At 59.3% G+C, this 19,706-nt stretch carries 16 protein-coding genes; 7 read left to right on the forward strand and 9 right to left on the reverse strand.

Going from position 1 to position 19,706, the window contains the following annotated elements; all coding sequences use genetic code 11:
• Positions 1-87: 87 nt before the first annotated feature.
• The gene (locus ACP7AJ_RS05585) at positions 88-2,553 is read right to left on the reverse strand and encodes a DUF349 domain-containing protein (protein ID WP_426059206.1); all 2,466 of its coding nucleotides are present in this window, start codon (positions 2,551-2,553) and stop codon (positions 88-90) included.
• Positions 2,554-2,643: 90 nt separating this feature from the next.
• Complete coding sequence (locus ACP7AJ_RS05590) at positions 2,644-3,201, reverse strand: YqgE/AlgH family protein (protein ID WP_426059207.1); 558 nt, start codon at positions 3,199-3,201, stop codon at positions 2,644-2,646.
• A 298-nt stretch (positions 3,202-3,499) separates the two neighbouring features.
• Between ACP7AJ_RS05590 and pdxH the strand changes: the two genes are divergently transcribed.
• The 5 genes from pdxH to ACP7AJ_RS05615 all read left to right on the forward strand — a co-directional run bounded on the left by pdxH (position 3,500) and on the right by ACP7AJ_RS05615 (position 9,881).
• Positions 3,500-4,150, forward strand: a complete 651-nt coding sequence (gene pdxH / locus ACP7AJ_RS05595) for a pyridoxamine 5'-phosphate oxidase (RefSeq protein WP_426059208.1) — start codon at positions 3,500-3,502, stop codon at positions 4,148-4,150.
• A 99-nt stretch (positions 4,151-4,249) separates the two neighbouring features.
• A complete protein-coding gene (locus tag ACP7AJ_RS05600) occupies positions 4,250-5,575 on the forward strand; it encodes a DUF1015 domain-containing protein (RefSeq protein ID WP_426059209.1) in 1,326 nt (441 codons plus the stop codon).
• Positions 5,572-6,162 carry a Maf family protein gene (locus ACP7AJ_RS05605; RefSeq protein WP_426059210.1) on the forward strand — a complete coding sequence of 197 codons (591 nt, stop codon included), beginning with the start codon at positions 5,572-5,574 and terminating at the stop codon, positions 6,160-6,162. Before ACP7AJ_RS05600 ends, ACP7AJ_RS05605 begins: the two co-directional genes overlap by 4 nt.
• 26 nt (positions 6,163-6,188) lie before the next feature.
• Complete coding sequence (locus tag ACP7AJ_RS05610; RefSeq protein WP_426059211.1) at positions 6,189-7,949, forward strand: hypothetical protein; 1,761 nt, start codon at positions 6,189-6,191, stop codon at positions 7,947-7,949.
• Positions 7,950-8,051: 102 nt separating this feature from the next.
• Complete coding sequence (locus tag ACP7AJ_RS05615) at positions 8,052-9,881, forward strand: hypothetical protein (RefSeq protein ID WP_426059212.1); 1,830 nt, start codon at positions 8,052-8,054, stop codon at positions 9,879-9,881.
• 52 nt (positions 9,882-9,933) lie between these two features.
• Here ACP7AJ_RS05615 and ACP7AJ_RS05620 read toward each other — a convergent pair whose 3' ends face one another.
• From ACP7AJ_RS05620 to sdaAB, 6 genes are all read right to left on the reverse strand, one after another.
• Positions 9,934-10,362 (reverse strand): EamA family transporter, encoded by a 429-nt coding sequence (locus tag ACP7AJ_RS05620; protein ID WP_426059213.1) that lies wholly within the window; start codon positions 10,360-10,362, stop codon positions 9,934-9,936.
• Positions 10,363-10,424: 62 nt separating this feature from the next.
• A complete protein-coding gene (locus tag ACP7AJ_RS05625) occupies positions 10,425-11,297 on the reverse strand; it encodes a glycosyltransferase family 2 protein (RefSeq protein WP_426059214.1) in 873 nt (290 codons plus the stop codon).
• A 6-nt stretch (positions 11,298-11,303) separates the two neighbouring features.
• Positions 11,304-12,293: an NAD(P)H-dependent glycerol-3-phosphate dehydrogenase gene (locus tag ACP7AJ_RS05630; RefSeq protein ID WP_426059215.1), complete on the reverse strand. Its 990-nt coding sequence runs from the start codon at positions 12,291-12,293 to the stop codon at positions 11,304-11,306.
• 272 nt (positions 12,294-12,565) lie between these two features.
• Positions 12,566-13,972 carry an efflux RND transporter periplasmic adaptor subunit gene (locus tag ACP7AJ_RS05635; RefSeq protein WP_426059216.1) on the reverse strand — a complete coding sequence of 469 codons (1,407 nt, stop codon included), beginning with the start codon at positions 13,970-13,972 and terminating at the stop codon, positions 12,566-12,568.
• Between the two features lie 107 nt (positions 13,973-14,079).
• A complete protein-coding gene (locus ACP7AJ_RS05640) occupies positions 14,080-15,630 on the reverse strand; it encodes a TolC family protein (protein WP_426059217.1) in 1,551 nt (516 codons plus the stop codon).
• A gap of 71 nt (positions 15,631-15,701) precedes the next feature.
• Positions 15,702-16,382, reverse strand: a complete 681-nt coding sequence (gene sdaAB, locus ACP7AJ_RS05645; RefSeq protein ID WP_426059218.1) for an L-serine ammonia-lyase, iron-sulfur-dependent subunit beta — start codon at positions 16,380-16,382, stop codon at positions 15,702-15,704.
• Between the two features lie 273 nt (positions 16,383-16,655).
• On the opposite strand from sdaAB, the gene ACP7AJ_RS05650 reads away from it, so the two are divergent.
• Together ACP7AJ_RS05650 and ACP7AJ_RS05655 are read left to right on the forward strand one after the other, a co-directional pair.
• Positions 16,656-17,648 carry a tryptophan 2,3-dioxygenase family protein gene (locus ACP7AJ_RS05650; RefSeq protein ID WP_426059219.1) on the forward strand — a complete coding sequence of 331 codons (993 nt, stop codon included), beginning with the start codon at positions 16,656-16,658 and terminating at the stop codon, positions 17,646-17,648.
• Positions 17,649-17,749: 101 nt separating this feature from the next.
• On the forward strand, positions 17,750-18,031 hold the full coding sequence (locus ACP7AJ_RS05655) for a hypothetical protein (RefSeq protein ID WP_426059220.1): 282 nt from the start codon (positions 17,750-17,752) through the stop codon (positions 18,029-18,031).
• A 185-nt stretch (positions 18,032-18,216) separates the two neighbouring features.
• Here the strand turns inward: ACP7AJ_RS05655 and ACP7AJ_RS05660 are convergent, their stop codons facing one another.
• Positions 18,217-19,542 carry an MFS transporter gene (locus tag ACP7AJ_RS05660; protein WP_426059221.1) on the reverse strand — a complete coding sequence of 442 codons (1,326 nt, stop codon included), beginning with the start codon at positions 19,540-19,542 and terminating at the stop codon, positions 18,217-18,219.
• Positions 19,543-19,706: the final 164 nt, after the last annotated feature.

Raw genomic sequence — 19,706 nt, forward strand, 5'->3', positions numbered from 1 at the left:
TTCAACAGCATTCTTTTTCACAAAAAGGCCCGACACGCGTAGTGCCGGGCCTTGATACATGTGGTAAGCCACTGAAAATGATGATGCCTAGCTGCGAATCATTTTCAACTGTTTTTTCAACGTTTCGATGCGCTTCTGGCCTTCGGCGATGCGGCCTTCGTACTCCTGACGCAGCTGGGCTGCATTTTTGGAGCGGGCGAAGAATGCTAGGTTGGTTTGCAAGGTCGAGTGGTCGTTTTCGAGCTCGTTGATTTCCTTGCGCAAGGCCATCTCCTTGCGGGAAAGCTGCTGCTGGGCCTGCGGACGGGCTTTGAGACGACCCACTTCCACTTGGAACAACAGCTCGGCACGGTCTGCATAGCCGAGACCAGGCACGTGGTCGAGGTACTTGCCTAAGTGAGCCAGCAACTGCTCTTCGCTGCGGTCGGAGGTGCCCCGGCCGGGCTCCCCGTCGGTAGCGTCGAATTCCGCAACCCAGCCAGCCAACAATTCACGGAAACCTTCAAGCGTACCGGGGTTTTCGGGAGTAAGAGCATTGACTTGCTCAGCGATGCGGTCGAGGTGCGCCACCTGCTCAGTCGAGGACTGCTGCACCTTTTCTTCGCGCTGGCGAGCTTCGTGCTTGGGACGCTCAAATACAGCGTCGCACGCGGCACGAAAGCGATGCCAGAGCTTATCAGCCAGCTTGTCGGGCACACGACCTACGTCTTTCCACTCTTTCTGCACCCGGATTACCACCTGCCGTGCGGCATCGCCGTCGGGGTTGTTGGCGGCTTCCTCGGCCTGTTCAATGAGGGCAATCTTTGCTTTTACGTTGGCCGATTTCTCGTTGTCGAGCGACTTGAAGAACTCATTCTTGCGGTTGAAAAAAGCCTTGTAGGCAGCCCAATACTGCTTGTTGAGGGCATCTGCTTGGGCGCGGGGCACCAACCCGGCTGCTTCCCATTCGGCTTTGATTTCCTGTAGCTCGTCGGTCTTGGAGCGCCACAGGTTCACACGGTCCGAATCGAAAGTAGCGAAGGGCAGTACCCGCTCGAGCAGGGCCTGCTTAACCACCAGATTTGCCTTCTCCTGGGTCGAACGCTGGTCTACAAACTCTTTGCGGCGCTGGTGCAATACATCGGAAGCCGCGATGAAACGCTGCCACAGGGGCTCGCGCTGGTCGTTGGGCACGGGCCCAATGTGCTTCCAGTCCTCGTGCAACTTGGTGAGCTCATCAAGGGCTTTGTTGATGCCCGGAGCCTGGGCTAGGGCCTCGGCGCGCTTGATGAGGGCCTCTTTGGCCTCTAGGTTGCGGCGACGGTCCAGGTCCTTCATCTCCAGAAACCGGCCCTGCTTGCTGTAATAAATATCCAGCAAGCCGTGGTAAGTATCCCAAATGGCCTGGCTGTCGGCCTGGGGTACGGCACCGGTGGCTTTCCATTCGGCCTGTAAGGCTTTCAGCTTGGCCGAGCTGTCTTTGGTTTCGGCCGCCTCTACAATGGCACGGAGCTGATCGAGCAACTCTTTTTTCTTGACAAGGTTGTCGCCACGGCTGGCATCTTCGGCCTTGGCATCCTTGGCCCGGCTTTCGCGGAACTCCTGAATTGCTTTATTCAACTCCTGCTGGCCCTCGGGTTGCTGGAATGCAAAGGCTTCAGCCCCTTCGCCGCCTTCGGCAAATTTTTGACGGGCGGCACTGCGGGCCAGGCCTACGTTGGCTTCGTACTGACGGATCAGGTCCTGAATTTGCTTGCGGTTGCTGCGTGCCTCGGGGCCGCGCAACAGGCTCACCAGGTAGGTGGCTTGGGCTGGAAGGTCCAAGGCCGTAAAGTCGGGCATGGCCAATTCGGGCGCGGAGGTCTCCCCTTCCTGCGCTGTGTCCTCCGTCAACACCACGTCACTTTCAGTGGCTGGGGTAGCGTTTAGGGGCGTTTCTTCGGAAGTGGGCAGCATGGCCACTGGCGCGGAAGCTGCGTCCAGCTCGTCGGCATTGTGCAGAGGCACGACGGGCAGCTCGGGGCCTTGGTCTTCCACCGAAGTGCCGTCCACAGGCGGAGCCAAAAGGGCTTCAGGGTCAGGAATGGGCGTAGGATTGGAAGTGGCAATGTGTTCATCGGCAGGCATCGCTTCCGGATTGGGCGTGGGCACTTCCTCGCCTTGGTCGGCACCTTGGTCGCCGTAATGCGCCAGCGCACGAGCTTGCGGGGCCGACACCAAGTGACCTTCTACCGAGGCAGGATTGGAAACGTGCTGAGCCGTTTCGGCTGCAGCATCCGCTTCGGGTGTCCCTTCAGCGGGGGTCAGAACGATTTCTGACGCGGCTATGGTGGACTCAGCGCTGGGCTCAGCCGTACCGGCACCGGCAGGTTCGGTGGCAGGAAGCTCGGGGGTGCCTTGGGCAGGTGTTTCAACCTGGCCTTCGGCAGCCATTGGAGCAGTGGTAGCAGACGCATCTGGCGCAGCATTGCCTTGAATTTCGGCAAGGCGCCGTTGCAGGATGGTCATCCGGTCCTCAGCAGACGGGTCGGCGCCGCCAGCTAGGGGGGCGGTGGGGTTTTCTTCAGCAGCCATAAATCTTCGTAAAAGCCAGCCCGACTAAGGGAGCCAGAGGAGAGAGCAAAAAAGAATTGGAATATAACAAAAAAAGACCCGCGGGCCGTATCAGTTCAGTCGGGGGTCTACCGGATAATTGGCCAGCACCTTGAAACGCCCACCTTTCTCCCGCAAAATTTCCCGCCAGAAGGCATCTGATGCCAAAGTAAACACTTTCCCGGCGCTTGAGGGGTGCCGTATCCAACTCTGCCCCTGCATTTCGCCCGCCAGTTGGCCCGCCGACCACCCGGAATAACCCGCGAATAAACGAACTTCCTCGCTGCCTACGGCCCCGCTGCCAATCAGGCCCAGAAGCAGCTCAAAATTGCCACCCCAGTATACATCATGCCCCAAATCGGTAGCCCCGGGCAGGTCGGCGCGGCGGTGTAAGTAATGCAGGGTATCAGGCTCGACGGGTCCGCCTACATAAATGGGCAAGTCATTAGCAGCGGCACTGACTTGGGGAGGCAAATCGAGTACATCGCCCAGCGTGAGCGAGGTGAGCCGGTTGAGGACCAGACCGAAAGAGCCTTCTTCAGGTTCATCGCGGCAGAGAAGAATAACGCTGCGCTCGAAATTGGGGTCGCCAAGAAAAGGCTGAGAGATAAGCAGAGTACCTGGACGCATATCGTTTTCTTAACAGTGAATGCCTATGGTGTATGGAGTGGTATACGGCAATTGCAAAGGCAGGGGCGAGGAATAAAGCTTGAAGATGAACTGGCTTTCAGATGTTAGTACCTTGCGCCAAAATTCCCTTTTGGCTTACCAAAACAGGCAAGCAAATGGGTGGTTGGAGTAAAGCTGTTGCTACCAAACTTTTGGTGGGCTGGCCTTGCTCAAACGCAGTGCCCAGCCCGCCTCGGCTTCTTAAATATATCAGCAAAATGGTCATTTGCCGCCACGAGCCGATAATGAAAAATCACCCATGATTGACCCGCAACTTGCCGACCTGCGCAAAACCTACGCACAGCGCACCCTTGCCGAAGCCGACGTATTGCCCGATGCCATGCATCAGTTTCGGCAGTGGCTGGAAGAAGCCCTGGCCGCTAAACTCGACGAGCCGACGGCATTCACCCTGAGCACGGTTTCTGACACGGGCCAGCCCTCCTCGCGCGTGGTGCTGCTGAAAGGGCTGCCAGATGATATTGGCTTCCTGTTCTATACGAATTACGAATCGCGCAAAGGCCGGGAACTGACTGCGCAGCCCCTGGCAGCCATTAACTTTTTCTGGCCCGGGCTTGAGCGTCAGGTGCGGGTAGAGGGCCAGGTAGAGAAGGCGCCGGAAGAAATGTCTACCGAATATTTCCAGAGCCGCCCTCGCAGCAGCCAGCTCGGAGCCTGGGCCTCGCCGCAAAGTCAGATAATTGGCAGCCGCGAAGAGCTGGTGGCCCGCGAAGCGGCCATGGCCACCGAGTTTGGCGCCCAGGACCCGCTCCCGCGCCCGGCCCACTGGGGCGGCTTCATTTTGCGGCCGCATCGAATGGAGTTTTGGCAGGGACGTCCCAGCCGCCTGCACGACCGCATTGTGTATGAACTGAATGGAACCACGTGGCACCGCAGCCGCTTGGCCCCGTGAGCAAGGCCTATCATGAGTAATGAGAGAACAGCCATACCTGTTTCTTACCTTAATGTTCGCCCTCGCTCCCACAAAATACTAACTATTCAACCTTTCTGAGTGGCTGAAATTCAACCATTGCGCGGCTGGCGTTACAGCCCTGCGCTGAGCGCCAATATTGACTCATATGTATCGCCGCTGTTTGATGTGGTATCCGCCAAACAGCGCGAGACCCTCTACCGCAATCCGCTGAATTCAATTCACCTGTCGGTGCCGCGCGCCGACGACCCGGCGGCAACGGCGCTGGAGCGGCTTCGGCAATGGCAGGCCGAAGGAGTACTGCGGCAGGACGAGTTGCCCGGCATCTACGCCTATTACCAGTATTTCCGGCTGCCGGGCAGTACCCGCGAGTATTGCCGGAAAGGCTTTATGTGCCACATCAAGGCCTACGACTGGGCTGAGGAAGTGGTGCTGCGACACGAAAATACCCTGCCGGCCTCCGTGAACGACCGGGCCGATCTGCTGGCCCGCACCCAATTCCAGACCAGCGCCACCCACGGCTTGTACCGCGACGAGGATTTTGAGCTGGAGCGGTACCTGGACGAGGCCATGCGCTCGCCGCTGCTCGAAACCGAAGAAGACTACCAGGGCGCCCGCGATGTACTGGCCGTGATTCAGGATGCGGCAATTATTCAACGGTTTCAGGCCATCATCGGAGCGAGGCAGATAATTCTGGCCGACGGTCACCACCGGTACGAAGGCTCCCTCTCCTACCGCCACGCCCGCAGCGCAGCGGCACCGGCTGCCACCGGGCAGGAGCCCTGGAACTACCATCTCATGTACCTCACCAACTCGGCCGCCGACGACCTGCGCATTTTGGCGACGCACCGACTGCTACTGGAGATGCCCGGCAACCTCAGCGACGCCGAACTGCTGGCCCGGCTCGAGCCGTACTTCACGGTGCTGCCCAAGGAGGATGTCAACGACCTACCCGAGATTATTGCAGGCAAGCCGTGGGCCTTTGGCGTGTACCTCGGTGGGCAAGCTTACAAAATCCGCCTGCGGCCGGAAGCCCACGCTTTGCTCGACTGGGACACCACCACCGAAGTAAAGGCTTTGGACTTAACAGTGCTTCACTTTTTTGTAATAGAAAAAGCCCTGGGAATTGTGGGTCCGGATGCGCAGCGGGCCTGGCCGGGGGTAGCCTACGTGCGCAACTTCGCCGAATGCCTGCAGCGCGTAGACCGGGGCGAGGCCCGCGCCGCTTTTATTGTGAACGAGGTGAGCATGACGGAAGTAGAAGCCGTGTGTCACTCCGGGGCCGTAATGCCTCCTAAATCAACCTTCTTCTACCCCAAAACCATCGGCGGCTTTCTGTTCAGCAGCATTGCCGACGAGGAAGCCGGCAATCTTTTTGCCGAGCATTTTCAAGCCCCTCTTTCGTGAAAATTGTTTTAGCCTCCAATTCCCCCCGCCGCCGCGAGCTTCTTACCGCCCTGGGCCTGCCCTATGAGGTACGGCTGCGGGAGGTCGACGAAACCTTTCCCGAACACCTGCGCCGGGCGGAAGTAGCCGAGTACCTCGCCGCCCACAAAGCCGCGGCCTACGCCGATGACCTGGCGCACGACGAGGTAGTACTAACCGCCGACACCATTGTGTGCCTGGACGACGACGTGCTGAACAAACCCGCTGACGTAGCCGAAGCTACCGCCATGCTCACCCGCCTGCAAGGCCGCGCCCACGACGTGTTCACGGGTGTGTGCCTGCGCTGCGGAGATGGCCGCGAGGTGGTGTTCTCGGACCAAACCACGGTGCACTTCCGGCCGCTCAGCCCCACCGAGATTGCCCACTACATTGCCACGGCCCAGCCCTTCGATAAAGCCGGCTCCTACGGGGCGCAGGACTGGCTGGGCATGGTGGGAATTGCGCGGCTCGAAGGCTCCTACTTCACGGTGATGGGCCTGCCCACGCACCGGGTGTGGGAGGAGCTGTCTAAGCTGGGGGCGTTGCCAGTCTCACCGTCCAGCAAGTAGCCAAGCCCTATTGCATCACTGCACTTATGCGCTTTCTCTTGCTCCTCGGCTCGCTGTGTTTGCTGGGGGCTACTGTTTATCTAGCAGGCATTTTCTGGTTTTCTTCTTACGAGGACTTGGCAAGGCTGGGTGCCGTTCCTTACCATGAGTACGTGCCCGATGGGCCCAGCTACCTGCAACTCGCCCTGACGCCGAGTCGTTACGCAGCTTTCCGAACTGGCCTCGGCATTCTGCTGGCGGGCAGTTTAATCAGCTCTGCGCTGCTGATATTGCAGCCAGCCTACAGGAGTGAATTCAAGGGCTTGGGGCAGGAAGCACGCCAAGCCTTAGGAGCATTACGAGGCACGGCACATCAACTTTCTAGAACCGAAGTCGTGGTGTCGGGAGGGTTGCTGCTGGCCATCTTACTGGCGCGGCTGTGCTGGTTGTTTCTCGACCCGATGAGTCCGGACGAAATAACGTCCTACGACGCCTTTGTACACCAGGGCGCTGCGGCCGTTACCAGCTTCTACCCCATTCCCAACAACCACGTTTTCTATAACTTTCTTTGCTGGATTGCGGCGCAAGCCTTGCCAAATCACGTGCTGCTCATCGTGCGACTGCCGTCGTTGCTGGTGGCCACTGTGGGCACAGCGATAAGCTATGGCCTGCTAACCTGGTTTCTTAACTTCCGGGTGGCTACGGTGGTCACGGCCCTTTTCGGCCTTACTCCACTCACCGTGCTGTATGCTGCATCCGGGCGTGGGTACTTTATGCAGATGGTGTGCATAGAACTGGCATTTTTCGCTGCGGTAGGAACAGTTACCAAGCCGAACTTTCAGCGACTGGGCTGGGCTGTTTTCGTGCTTAGCAGCATCATAGGGCTGTATACCATTCCAACTTATGCAGCACCACTGGTGGCGCTGGCGGTATTGCTATTAGCAGCGAGCCTGCAGCTTCCAGCGCAGGCTCGGGCCGGATATTATGCACACATGTTGGGTGCTGGTGCCATCATCATGGTTACCGCCGGGGTTCTTTACATGCCAGTTGGCACCGTATCGGGCTGGGAGCGGCTGCTTACTAACCGCTACCTAGCCTCCCATTCCTTCGCCTCATTTTGGGCCCTCAGTCGGGCGCACCTCTACGAAACAGCAGCCATGCTGCTGGGCCCCGTCCGGCCAGGGCTGGTTTGCAGCGCAGCTGTGCTAGTGCTTACGCCGCTGGTGTTGGTGCGGCAGCACAGTCAAACCCGTGGGCAGTGGCTGGCCTGGGGAGCCTGGCTAATGGTGGTAACCCCCTTGGTGCTGACTATAGCACAGCGTATGTTTTTCCCGGGCCGAACATTAATGTACACGACCTATTTCCTGTTCGTGCTGGCAGCTCTCGGAGCCCACCATTTGGCTACAAAATGGCCCAGGCATTGGCCGGGTAAGGTCCCTTTGGCCTTATTGCTGGCGCTGGTAGCTTGGCGCGTAACTGAGCTTGCAGGGAGCTGGAGCACCTTACGCCGCAGCCGTGAGCAAAATGCCCTGGTGTCGCACGCATATCAGTGGCTTCAAACTCAGCCCCGCGGCCCCATTCTACTGGGCGGCTCTTACCATAGCCTGATGTTTCATCACTTTGGCTTGACTGATGGCAACCCGCTACCACTCCGATTCAAGAGCGAGCCCGGAGGCCGCTACCGTTATCTGCTGGTGCCGCAGGGCACGCTTATCCTCCCTTCGTGGGCCGCTGCCCTCCCTTATCATTTAGCTTATCAGGACGCGCTAATTCAGATTTATAAGCTCGACACTCCCCAACGCAATTAGGAGCGGCTGCGGCTAGCCCACATTGAGCTTCAGCGTGCTGATTTGAGTCTTGTGCGCTGCCCTTTTTATTTTTCACGATTAGTCTGCACTTGGCTATAAATTATGCTTACTGCCACTTCCCCTGCTCACCCAGGCATTGCGTATCGATTTATGGGGCTCCTGAGTACGGGACTGCTGGCCCTGTGTGCCGGCTATGCGGCCTTGGTGCTAAACAGTGCGCCCTGGGCCGAAGCCAGTCAGCTTGACGCTATTTTCCCATTCTACAAGTGGCGGACGCGCCTGTTCTCGCCAGCTGAATACGCTACTGCCAAGCAGCTGCTACTAGCGGGAGCTGCCTTGATGACGGTCATTTTCGGAGTCCTCGCCCTGGGCCAACGCGGGCGAGCCGAGCTTTTGACCTGGGGCCGAGAGCTGCGCGCGGCTCCCCGCTTCTGGACGCCTTGGTCCTTGCTAACGCAAGGCCAACGGCGCTGGGCGGGCGGCGCACTCGCCGCGCTCACGTTGCTGCGTTTGATACTCAGCTCTCCGGATGTGAACGCTGAGTACGACGACGCAGCATCCTACACCCTGTTTGTGAGCAAAGGGCTTATCGCCGTCAGCTCCTACTATCCCATCCCAAACAACCATGTGTTCTCAAACACGCTGAGTTGGCTTTTTTACCAACTCCACCCCGGTTTTTGGTGGACCATGCGGCTGCCCGTCGTGCTGGCCGCCACGGTCGCCACAGCACTAATGTTTGTGGGGCTGCTGCGGCACCACGTTGGGTTTCGGCCAGCTATCATAGCAGTTACCCTTTTTAGTCTGGCGCAGCTCAGCATTTACCACGCCGCCGTTGGACGGGGCTATTGGTTGCTGACCGGGTTGGCAATGATTGTGTTTTTCTGCGTGCTAGCCCTGCAGGCTGGCACTGCATTTCCGCGCCTGGCCTGGACGGGCCTGGTTATCGGGGGAGTGCTGGGAGCTTACACCGTTCCCACTTTTGCTTTGGTGCTGGGCTCTGCCTTTACATGGCTGGGGCTCCACTGGTGGCGCCAGATTGGGAGAGTATGCCGGCTGGCGGCAGCTGGCGCGGCCGTGGTGATGGGCACGCTGCTTCTCCATACTCCCTTGCTGTTTATATCGGGCCCGGCCATGCTGTTTTCCAACGGCTTTGTGGCCTCTCACCCCATAGCGCAGTTTCTGAAGGGCCTACCCGTTTTCTTATGGCAGACTGAGGGATTTTTGGCTGGTCAGATGAAGGTAGGCAGTTTGCTAACGGTAGCAACGTTGGCGGGAGTGGCCTGGCTATGGCGTCGTGGGCGGACAGGGCAACTGCCGCCGGCGCTTGCCGCTCCCTGGCAACAACTAGTGCCGGCGACCCTTTGGTTTATGCTGTTCCCGTACGCCATGGTGGTTTCGCAACGGGTGTTTCCTCCCGGGCGCACGCTGCTCTACAAGGCTTTTTTCTTGTTTGTGCTGCTAGCACTGGTGGTAGAATGGTTGCTACAGTCGCGTGTCATGCAAGGGCAACGCTGGTTGCGCCCAGCCCTTGGGCTAACATTCCTTTTGTGGTGCACTTACCAGTTTACCAGCCTGTGGCGCGACAACCGCCGGCCCAGCCAGAACAATGCCCATTACCACGCGGCTTTTGCTTGGCTGGCAACCCAACCCATCGGCCCGGTATTGGTACCCGAGCCAACGCACTACATCTTTTTGGGCATGTATTTCCTTTCCGAGCGTGCCGGCCAGCCCTGGCAGTTTGATGGCCGGCCCCTGCCCGGCAAACCCTATTCCTACGTGGTGGCTTTTCCGAACCTACGCGGCTATTTCCAGCCGGTGTTTACCCAGCCGCCCGCCTTCCACAATCAGGAAGTGGATATTTACCGTGTACCCACGCCCGCACCACAAGCCGATGTCAATGGGTTGCCCCCCTATTTCCACTTAGCAGACTAGGGCAGTCTGGACTTGTCTTATAAAACCGACTTTTAGGGACGGTACAATTGGATTAATGTCCTCGCGCCAACAGCGCAATGCCGGCCACAATCAGCAGCAGCCCCCCGGCCTGTGGCACTGTGAGCATCTCCCGCAGCACCACCAAGCCCAGCACGGCCGTGAGCATCACCGAGCCGCCCACTATCACCGGCGTGCCCACTGATGAATTGACCCCGCGCTGGAAAACCACAAAAGTCAAAATCTCCGCCAGTCCCACGCCCAAGCCCGCCAGCATGGCGAGCGTTAGGCCTTTGCTGGTGACGGCGAGGGGCTGACCTTGCAGCTTCAGCCGCAATAGCCACACTGCCCCCAGCGCCGCCGCTACCAGTTGCAGCACAACGGCTCCCACGGCCGGCGACACATGATTTGAGGCCAGCTTAATAAAGAAGTTATAGAATGCCAGGCACAGGGCCGTGAGCAGGGCAAGCGGCAGCCAATTCATGAGCTTGGGTTTAATTGTTTACACTAAGCACCTCCCACCGTGCAGTAAGAAGACGCCATGAGTTAAACAAGCTTATAATTCCGGTACTCGCCGAGCCGATAGCCAGTCAGCTTCTCAATGGCATGCTTTATCTGCTCCTTGAAGCCGTAGCGGTTACGGGACATATCGTGCGAATACGTCCAGTTCTGAGCACGGATACGGGCCTCCATCACGGCTGGGTGCTTGCCCTGGAATTGCACCAGCGAATCAATCTGGCTATAATCGAACTCCTCGGCCGCGGCCACATGCTCGGCCACCCACTCGTCGGAATGCCACAGCTTGTTAAAGGTCTGCTGCTTGCGCTGCATAGCTGCCGGGGGCTTCACCCAGCCGTAGTGGTGCACGGTGGCGGCTACCAGCTTCACCCGCAGTTTCTGCTTATTGGCCTTGCGAAACCCCTGCGCATCGCGGTAAGAATATACCCCGATGCCGGTCCGCACAACTCGGATTTCGCGGCGGTACCAGCGCTTAGAATCGCCAACGTAGTCAAAGGAAGCGTAGAAATGCCGGTAGTTTAGCAGCAAACCGTCTATGGCGGGGTCGTGGAGCCAGCGCTCCATGTCGGCTCGCAGGGCCGGATAGTCGTCTTCGTGGAGCACCTCGTCGGCCTGCAAATAGATGGCCCAATCGGCATCGGCGGGTACGGCGGCCAGGGCCTTGTCGGTTTCCACAGCCAGCACGCGCCCTCCCTCGCGCAGGGTGTCGTCCCACACGGTTTCGACAATGCGGATTTTAGGCGAGCCGATGCTGCTTATTAAGGACATGGTATCGTCGTCGGACTTGCCCACGGCCACTACCACCTCATCGCACAGCGGCAGCAACGACCGAATGCTTTCCACCACCGGGTAATCGTAGGTGATGGCGTTGCGAACGAAGGTGAAGCCAACAACTTTCATGAGACCTTAGCGCAGTTGGTCTTTCAAAAGCTCCATTTCCACCACGGGCGACACCTTTTCATAGAGCACCCGATAGGCAGCCGTGGTGATGGGCATGTGCACCTTTAGCTTCTTGTTGAGCTCAAAAATGCTTTTCACGGCGTAGTAGCCCTCGGCCACCATGTTCATCTCCAGCTGCGCCGATTTCACTGAGTAGCCCCGCCCCACCATGCTGCCAAAGGTGCGGTTGCGGGAGAACTGCGAGTAGGCTGTCACGAGCAGGTCGCCGAGGTAAGCCGAGGCCGAAAGGTCGCGCGGCTGGGGGTTGATGGCCTGCAGAAATCGGCGTATCTCCTGTACGGCGTTGCTCACCAGCACCGCCAGGAAATTGTCGCCGTAGCCCACGCCGTGGGCCACGCCGCCGGTGAGGGCAATGATGTTTTTCATCACGGCGCAGTACTCAATCCCGTCGAGGTCGGCAGCGGGGTGGGCGCGCACGTAGCGGTTGCGCAGCAGCCCACAAAACTCCAGCGCCAACTCCGCATCGGGCGAGCCGATGGTAAGGTAGCTCTGCTTTTCCAGGGCCACTTCTTCGGCATGGCACGGCCCGGCAATGACGCCCAGCTGGTGGCGGCCCAGCTTAAACCGGTCGGCCACGTAGTCCGTCACCAGTTGGTTTTTGCCCGGTATCATGCCCTTGATGGCCGAGATGACGCGCTTGTGCTTGAGCGCGTCGCGGTCCAGCTTGTCGAGCACGGGCTGCACAAAGGCAGCCGGGACGGCCAGCACCAGCCAATCGGCTTCCTCAACGGCATCCTCCAGGTCGGTGCTGGGGAACACGCGGTGCAGGTCGAACTGCACGGCCGAAAGGTAGCGGGGGTTGTGGCGGGTGCGCAGCAGGTGCTGCACGTCATCTTTCGAGCGCAGCCACCAGTCGACGCGGGCCCCGTTTTCACTGAGAATTTTGGTGAGCGCAGTGGCCCAGGAGCCGCCGCCGAGCATAGCTATTTTTTCCAAGAGAGCAAAGCTGGTGAGTAATCCGCTGCAAGAACGGGAAAACCCTCTCCACTTTTTCGGCGGGGCAGTTTTAGTTGGGCCGCGCCAAGGCATGGCGGTGCTGGCACAACAGCGACACCAGGGGTTTGGAGTCGCCGGTGTGTGCAGTAGTTCAGGTGGCTCAGGGCAGCAGCCAGGGTGGCGCGCCGGCTGAACCCGTCTCCCACATGTGTCAATAAAAAATCCCCCCTTTAGAGAAAGAGGGGATTTTTCTATGCTTCAGCATTCAATTTTTACTTGCCTTCTTCCGGCTCTTCCTTCAGCGCTTCCTTGTTCAGGCTCTTGGCATCTTTGATATCCACGAGGGAGCCGTCTTTCAGCGTTTTAGCTACCGCGCGGAAGGGTCCGCTAACCACCTGCGCTCCGGCGGGCACCCCGCTCACAATCTCAATGTTCTGGAAGTCGCTGATGCCGGTTTTCACTGGCGTTAGCACGGCTTTGCCATCCTTGATTACAAATACAACTTCCTGAATCTGTGGCTTGGGGGCTCCTGCGGTCACAGCCGTGGCGGTGCCATTGCCCCGGTTGGAGCCCACGCGCGGGCCGTCTTTGCTATCGCTTTTCAGAGAAGCGGAGTCGGAGCGGGTGGTGACGGCAGCGAGCGGCACACTTAGCGCGCCGGCTTTGCGCTCGGTAATAATGTCGACCGAAGCCGTCATGCCCGGGCGGAAAGGCACAATGGTTTTGCCGGCTACCACGCGCTGCAAGTGGCGGTAGCTATCCGGCAGCAGGCGGATGCGCACTTCAAATTCGGTAACGGCTTCGGCGGTCAGGGCGTCTTTGGCGGTGTTGGCAATGTTGGTCACTACGCCTCTGAATTTTTCGGCCCGACTGCTGTAGGCGTCCACGTCTACCTCCACCGAATCACCGATGCTCACGTTGTTCACGTCGTTCTCGTTCACGTTCACCCGCACCTCCATGTTGTTAAGGTTGGCAATACGCATGATTTCGGTGCCCGCCATTTGGGTGGTGCCCACCACTCGTTCGCCTTTCTTCACGTTGAGCTTGCTTACCGTGCCGCTTACGGGAGCGTAGATGGTGGTTTTGTCGAGGTTGCGGCGGGCCTCCACCAGTGAGGCATTGGCGGCGCTCACGGTGCTTTGCGAAGCCCGTATTTGCTGGCGGGCACTGTTTATTTCTTCCTGCGAGGCATTGTAGGCGGCCTGGCTGGCTTCGTAATCGGCCTGCGAAATCACCTTTTGCTTGTAGAGCGAGGCATTGCGGCGGTAGGTCAGCTCGGTTTGCTTGGCGCTGGCCAGCAGCTGCTGCAAGCGGGCCTGGGCCTGGCCCACGTTGGCGCGCTGGGTGCCCACCTGGGCACTTTGCATGGCCACCTGGGCCTGGTAGTTGTCGGGCCGAATGCGTAGCAGGAGCTGGCCTTTGCGCACCGAGTCGCCCTCTTCCACATACAGCTCAATGATTTCGCCGGAAACGTCGGGCGAGATTTTTACTTCGGTTTCGGGCTGTAGCTTGCCCGAGGCGCTCACTTTCTCCACAATGTTAGCCGGGCCGGCTTTGGCCACCAACACTTCTACTCCTGGGGGTTTCCCTATCCAACCTTGTTTTTTGGCCACGGTATAGCCCACCAGCAGCACCAGCACCAAGCCGCCCAGAATGTACAGTAAACGGTTATTTTTCATAAGTAAGCTGCAGCCTGTAGGCTACAGGCTGCAAGTTGTTGAAGAAGTAAAAAGAGAGGGTTCGGCAAAAGCCAAGAGCATGCAGCCCGGGGCCGACAGCTTGTAGCTTACAACGCCAGTGGCTTGCCCTGGTAGAAGTCCAGCACTTTGCGCCGGAAGAAAAACTCATACTTCGCCTGAATCATATCCGACTCGGCTGCCGTGAGGTTGTTGCGGGCAATGTTAAAATCGGTGCCGTTGAGCAGGCCGTTGTTGAAGCGAATTTCCGCGTTGCGGAAGGCTAGGTTAAGCGCTTCTACCTGGCGGGAGCTGGCAGCGAAGCGCCGCTGGGCCGCCAGGGCGTCGGCATAGCTTTGCTGAATAGTTTGGCGCAGCTGCAAGCGGGTCTGCTCCGACCGCAGCTCGGCTTGTTGAATATTAACCTGGGCTCGCTGCACACCAACGCGCGTCTGCAAGCCGTTCAGGATGGGAATATTCATGCTGAGTTGCACGAACTCACCACGGTTGTCGGCCAGCTGGTCGAAGAACTTGTAGGGCAGGCTCTCGAAACTGGTGGCAGGGGTAAGAATGACGAAGGGCGAGGGCGAGAACCCTGTGGGCGAGGAAGGGTCCCTCTGCAAAACGTCGACTTGGTTGAGCCCGGTCGAGGTCCGGATTTGCTGGGTGCGCACCGACGAAAAACCTGTCTGGACGCCTCCGGCTAACGACAGGCGGGGATAGTAGGCGCCGCGGGCAATGTCGATGCCCCGGCGGGCACTCTCCACGCGCAACTCAGCAGCCTTGATTTCGGGCAGGTTCTGGCGGGCCAACTCAAAGGTGGCATTGGGGTCTAGGTCATCGGTGGCCGTTGTTGAGAAAGCCGTGGGGTCGGGCAGGGCCGGAACCTCCACCCGGAACTGAGAGGCGGTGGCGGGGTCCAGGTTGAGAAGCTGCACCAGGGTCAGTTGGGCCAGGTCGCGCTGGTTTTGGGCCGTAACCAGAGTGCGCTCCTCGCCGGCTAGCTGCGCCCGGCTGTCGAGCACATTGCCCTCGGCCACGGCCCCGGCTTTCAGCAGCTTTTCACTGCGCGACACCTGCTCGCGCACGGTGCTCATGCGGGCCTCCGACGCCCGAATCAGCTCTTCGGAGAGCAGCAGCTGCAGATAAGACGAAGCCACATTGAGTGACAAGTCGTTGCGGGCTTTGTCGATATCGACGCGGGTGGCCTGGGCGTCGAGCTGGCCCTGCCGCACGGCGTTGCGCAGCTGAAAACCTGAGAACAACGTCACTTGCGCGCTGGCGGTGAAGTTGTTGGTGCGCACGTTCAGCTGCTGGAACTGGTTGGTAAACGGGTCGCGGTTAGTGCCGAAGTTGAACCCCTGAGTGCCGTTGAGGCCCGCAGTGGGCAGCAGCGCAGCGCGGTTGAGGCGCTGCGTGGCTTCCTGCTGCTGCGCCGTTAGCTCGCTTTGGCGAACGGTGAGGTTGTTCTTCAGGGCGTAATCCACGGCCCGCTGCAGCGTCCAGGGGCCGGTGGCGGGCTGCTGCTGGCCCAGTGTTGACGGGGGTACGTCTTGGGCCCGGGCTGGCGGGACGGGGGCCAGCGTGAGCAGGGTGCCAACGAGCCCGGCCAGGGCCACCGGCCGCGGCCTAAGCGCAGTAGTAGTTTTCCATTGTTTCATTTTGCAGAAAAGTTCGTGTATGTGTAGAGGCAGGGAGCGTGAGGAGGAGATGGCCGGGTGGCGCGGCCCAGCTATTCGAGGGTAGGAATGTGGGTAATGCGTTGCACCCAGTTTAGCTGGCGCAGGTAATTGAGGGTAATCTCTTTAACGGGGCTGTCCATCTCAATAAACTGCCGGGCCGCGTCGTTGCGACCCTTACGACTCACAAACATGGTGGCAATGTTGCACTCGTCATGGGCAATCACCGAAGCAATAAAGGCGATGGAGCCGGGCACGTCGTGGGCATCGATGACGAGGGTGTGCAGCGCGCCCGAAAAGTCGGACGGAAAGCCGTCGACCTCCACAATCCGGATAACGCCGCCGCCCCGGCTCTGCCCAATCACCTCCACGCGGTGCCCGGTATGGGCGTCGAGTAGGTTGAGCTTGATGGTGTTGGGGTGCATGGTGGAGGCATTGCCCACGCTCTGAAACGTGTACTTCAAGCCCGCCTCGGCGGCGTGGTCGAATGCCGTGCGGATGCGGGTGTCATCGGCTGCGTAGCCCAGCAGGCCGGCCACAATGGCGCGGTCCGAACCGTGGCCTTCGTAGGTGCGGGCAAACGAATTGTAGAACGTGACCACCGCCTCGGTGGGCACAGCCCCCAGAATGCGGATGGCGGCCCGGGCAATGCGGACCACACCGGCGGTGTGCGACGAGCTGGGGCCAATCATCACGGGGCCAATCATATCGAAAATGCTGGATTTCTCGGCCATAGGCTTGCGCCGTGCTAGTAGTTAGAAGCCTAAAAGTAGCGCATTTGAGCCATACCAAGCGCTTGAGCGCGCAAAGTGAACGACTTAAACCGGGGCCACAAAAATGGAGGAAATGGCCGCCGGACCGCTGGATTCAAACAAAGATGTTGCTAAACTTGATGGGTTGCATATTGTTTGAGCAGCCGCTTGAAGTGGAAGTGCAACGTCAAGAATTTGGCGATATTTGCCGCGGCCCCACCCAGGCCGTTCCCTCCCACCTCACCCCTGTCTTTCATGTCCACCCCTCCCGCCCTGGACGAATTTTCTCCGGCCGTACTCACCCAGCTCCGACGGCTTCAGGAACGATACGCCCCCGACGGCCAGGACCTGGCCGCCTACCTCGAAGGCCTGTACCACGCCAAATACATTAACTACTGGGACTACATCGAGCTCGATACCCTCCTTTCCCTCCAGCGCCCGCTCACCAACCTGCCCGACGAGCGCATCTTCATCATGTACCACCAGATTTCAGAGCTGTATTTTAAGCTCTGTCTCTGTGAATACGAGCAGATTGGCGACCTCGCCCAGCCCACCCTGGGCGAAGTAGTAATGCGCCTGGGCCGCATCAACCGTTACTTCGACAACCTCATCGACTCGTTTGATGTGATGGTGGACGGCATGGACAAGCAGCAGTTTCTGGACTTTCGCATGGCGCTGATGCCCGCCTCAGGCTTCCAGTCGGTGCAATACCGCATGATAGAAATCGCCAGCACCAGCCTCGAAAACCTGACCGACAAAGCCAAACGCCAGGCCCTGGGCGAAGCTTCTGCCCACGACTACGACCAGATGCTGGGCTGCATCTACTGGAAAGCCGGCGCCACCATTGAGGAAAGCGGCGCCAAAGCCCTGACCCTAATCGAGTTTGAGCGCAAGTACACGGTCGACCTCGTGCGCCACGCCGAGGCCTACCGCAACCGCAACGTGTGGGCCGTGGTGCAGCGCCTGCCCGAGGAAGACCGCAGCCACCCCCGCCTGCTGCGCGCCATGCGCCAGCTCGACATCAGCGTGAACGTCAACTGGCCACTTATGCACTTCAAGTCGGCGGTGCGCTACCTGCAGCGCAACCCCACCGACGTACCGGCTACCGGCGGCACCAACTGGCGCAGCTACCTGCCGCCCAAGTTTCAGCGGCGCATTTTTTACCCGCAGCTCTGGAGTGCGCAGGAGCTCGAAGACTGGGGCAAAGGCTGGGTTGAACAGGTGCTGGACGAGGGCGTGAAGGCCTAAAATCCAATAAAGTTTCCAGAAATGCGCACATTAGCCAACACGAAGGAGGCAGGTTTCCGTATTGGAAGCCTGCCTCCTTCTCTTTTATCGTGCACCAAGCTATGACCGAAGCCGACCAAAAATTCATTAATTCTTCCCTCGAGCACGTGCGTACGCTCCACACCAACATCAGCAACATGTGGGACGCCGACGCCATTGCGGCCTTCTACTACAGTGTGCTCACCGGAACCATTGCCCGCAACGGGCCCGAAGTTAGCCGGCCACTACTCGATATGCTTGCCGAAGTCTACGAGAACACGGCCAAGTCGCACGTCGACCTGGGCCGTTTGACCACTGGCCTGAACTTTGGCAAAGACAACCAAGGGCCCAGCTCCGGGACGTGAGATTAAGGACTTGTTTGAGCTAGCGCAAGAAACTTCAGAATGGTGTCGAGACGCCACACTTGGCATCACTTTGTTGAATGGTGGGTAAAATGCTACTCACACGGCGCGGACGACGAGACGCCAAGTGTGGCGTCTCGACACCGGTACGATGGTGGAAAAGAATCAATTCAAGCTCATATTGACCCCTATTCTGGCGCCATGCGGGAGTTTTTCTGGGTTTCGCTCATGCGCCAATACACCAGCAGCGACAGAAACGCGCAGGCCGTAACGTACCAGTAAAACCACTCCTCCACGCCTTGATTCTTCGCAAAAAGGGCAACGTACTCGGCTGTGCCTCCGAATATAGCGACGGTGAGGGCAAAGGGCAACCCCACCCCAAGGGCACGAATTTCGGTGGGGAACAGCTCGGCTTTTACAACGGCGCTGATGGACGTGTAGCCGCTTACCACAAACAGTGCTGCCACCAGTAAACCCGCCGCTACCCAGGCATCCTGGGTAGCGGCCAACAGGCGCAGCAGCGGCACAGTGCCCAGGGTGGCGCCGATGCCGAACATCAGCAGCACCGGCCGCCGGCCTACCCGGTCCGAGAGCGCGCCCAGTAAAGGCTGGAACAGCAGTGCCACGGCCATCACCTCAAAGGATATCAGGGTGGCCATTTCCTTGGTAAAGCCCGAGGTATTGACCAGGAACTTCTGAGCATAGGTAGTGAAGGTGTAAAAAGCGAGCGTGCCCCCCAGCGTAAGCCCCACCACCGTCAGTACTGCTCGCGGGTGCTGCAGGAGGCGGCGCATCTGGCCGGGAGGCGCGGGCGCCTGCTTGAAGCCCGCGGCCCGAGCAGCAGCCATGCCGTGCTGCTGCTCCTCAAAAGCCGCGGTTTCGCCCATGTGCGTGCGCAGATACAGGGCCCCAATAGCAGCAACCGCCCCAATCACAAAGGGAACCCGCCACCCCCACTCACCCAGCTCTTCGGGCGTGAGCACCCGTTGCAGGCCCAGCTGCACCACCAGGGCCAGCAGTTGTCCGCCCATGAGCGTGAGGTACTGAAAGCTGGACCAGAAACCCCGGTGCCGGGCCCCCGCCATCTCGCTGAGGTAAGTAGCCGAGGTACCGTACTCGCCACCCACGCTAATGCCCTGAATCAGGCGAGCTATTAAAAGCAGTGCCGGCGCGGCCACCCCAATGCGGGCAAAGCCCGGCGTGGCCGCAATCAGCAGCGAACCACCCGCCATGAGGCGCACCGACAGCAGCAGCGCTGCCTTACGCCCGTGGCGGTCGGCGTAGGCCCCCAGCATCCAGGCCCCGAGGGGGCGCATCAGGAAGCCAACGGCGAAAATGGCCGCTGTATTCAAGAGTTGAGCCGTGGGGCTACCCTGCGGAAAAAAGACCGGCGCGAAGTACAAGGCAAATGCGGAGTAGGCATACCAGTCGTACCATTCCACCAAGTTCCCGATGGAGCCGCTGATGATGGAGCGCAGACGCGAAATGGGATACGCAGAAGCAGGAGATATCATGCGGCAAATAGAATGGAAAGAGGTCGAATAATAGGCTTTTAATCAAGTGGGGTACCCGGCCAATCATCCTGTAGCTCTCAGTATACCCCAGTCAGTGCCTTACGATGTACTGTCACTTTAGCACGAGTGCTCGCGAGATTATCCGGGGAACTAAGCCCAAGGCA

This window comes from Hymenobacter sp. B1770 (genome assembly GCF_049896385.1).
Taxonomy (GTDB): domain Bacteria; phylum Bacteroidota; class Bacteroidia; order Cytophagales; family Hymenobacteraceae; genus Hymenobacter.

Coding starts and splice junctions, on each gene's coding strand:
- ACP7AJ_RS05590 (WP_426059207.1), bottom strand. CDS start 3,201: ATGCGTCCAGGTACTCTGCTTATCTCTCAGCCTTTTCTTGGCGACCCC.
- ACP7AJ_RS05635 (WP_426059216.1), bottom strand. CDS start 13,972: ATGAAAAATAACCGTTTACTGTACATTCTGGGCGGCTTGGTGCTGGTG.
- ACP7AJ_RS05620 (WP_426059213.1), bottom strand. CDS start 10,362: ATGAATTGGCTGCCGCTTGCCCTGCTCACGGCCCTGTGCCTGGCATTC.
- ACP7AJ_RS05615 (WP_426059212.1), top strand. CDS start 8,052: ATGCTTACTGCCACTTCCCCTGCTCACCCAGGCATTGCGTATCGATTT.
- ACP7AJ_RS05585 (WP_426059206.1), bottom strand. CDS start 2,553: ATGGCTGCTGAAGAAAACCCCACCGCCCCCCTAGCTGGCGGCGCCGAC.
- ACP7AJ_RS05625 (WP_426059214.1), bottom strand. CDS start 11,297: ATGAAAGTTGTTGGCTTCACCTTCGTTCGCAACGCCATCACCTACGAT.
- pdxH (WP_426059208.1), top strand. CDS start 3,500: ATGATTGACCCGCAACTTGCCGACCTGCGCAAAACCTACGCACAGCGC.
- ACP7AJ_RS05640 (WP_426059217.1), bottom strand. CDS start 15,630: ATGAAACAATGGAAAACTACTACTGCGCTTAGGCCGCGGCCGGTGGCC.
- ACP7AJ_RS05655 (WP_426059220.1), top strand. CDS start 17,750: ATGACCGAAGCCGACCAAAAATTCATTAATTCTTCCCTCGAGCACGTG.
- sdaAB (WP_426059218.1), bottom strand. CDS start 16,382: ATGGCCGAGAAATCCAGCATTTTCGATATGATTGGCCCCGTGATGATT.
- ACP7AJ_RS05660 (WP_426059221.1), bottom strand. CDS start 19,542: ATGATATCTCCTGCTTCTGCGTATCCCATTTCGCGTCTGCGCTCCATC.
- ACP7AJ_RS05650 (WP_426059219.1), top strand. CDS start 16,656: ATGTCCACCCCTCCCGCCCTGGACGAATTTTCTCCGGCCGTACTCACC.
- ACP7AJ_RS05610 (WP_426059211.1), top strand. CDS start 6,189: ATGCGCTTTCTCTTGCTCCTCGGCTCGCTGTGTTTGCTGGGGGCTACT.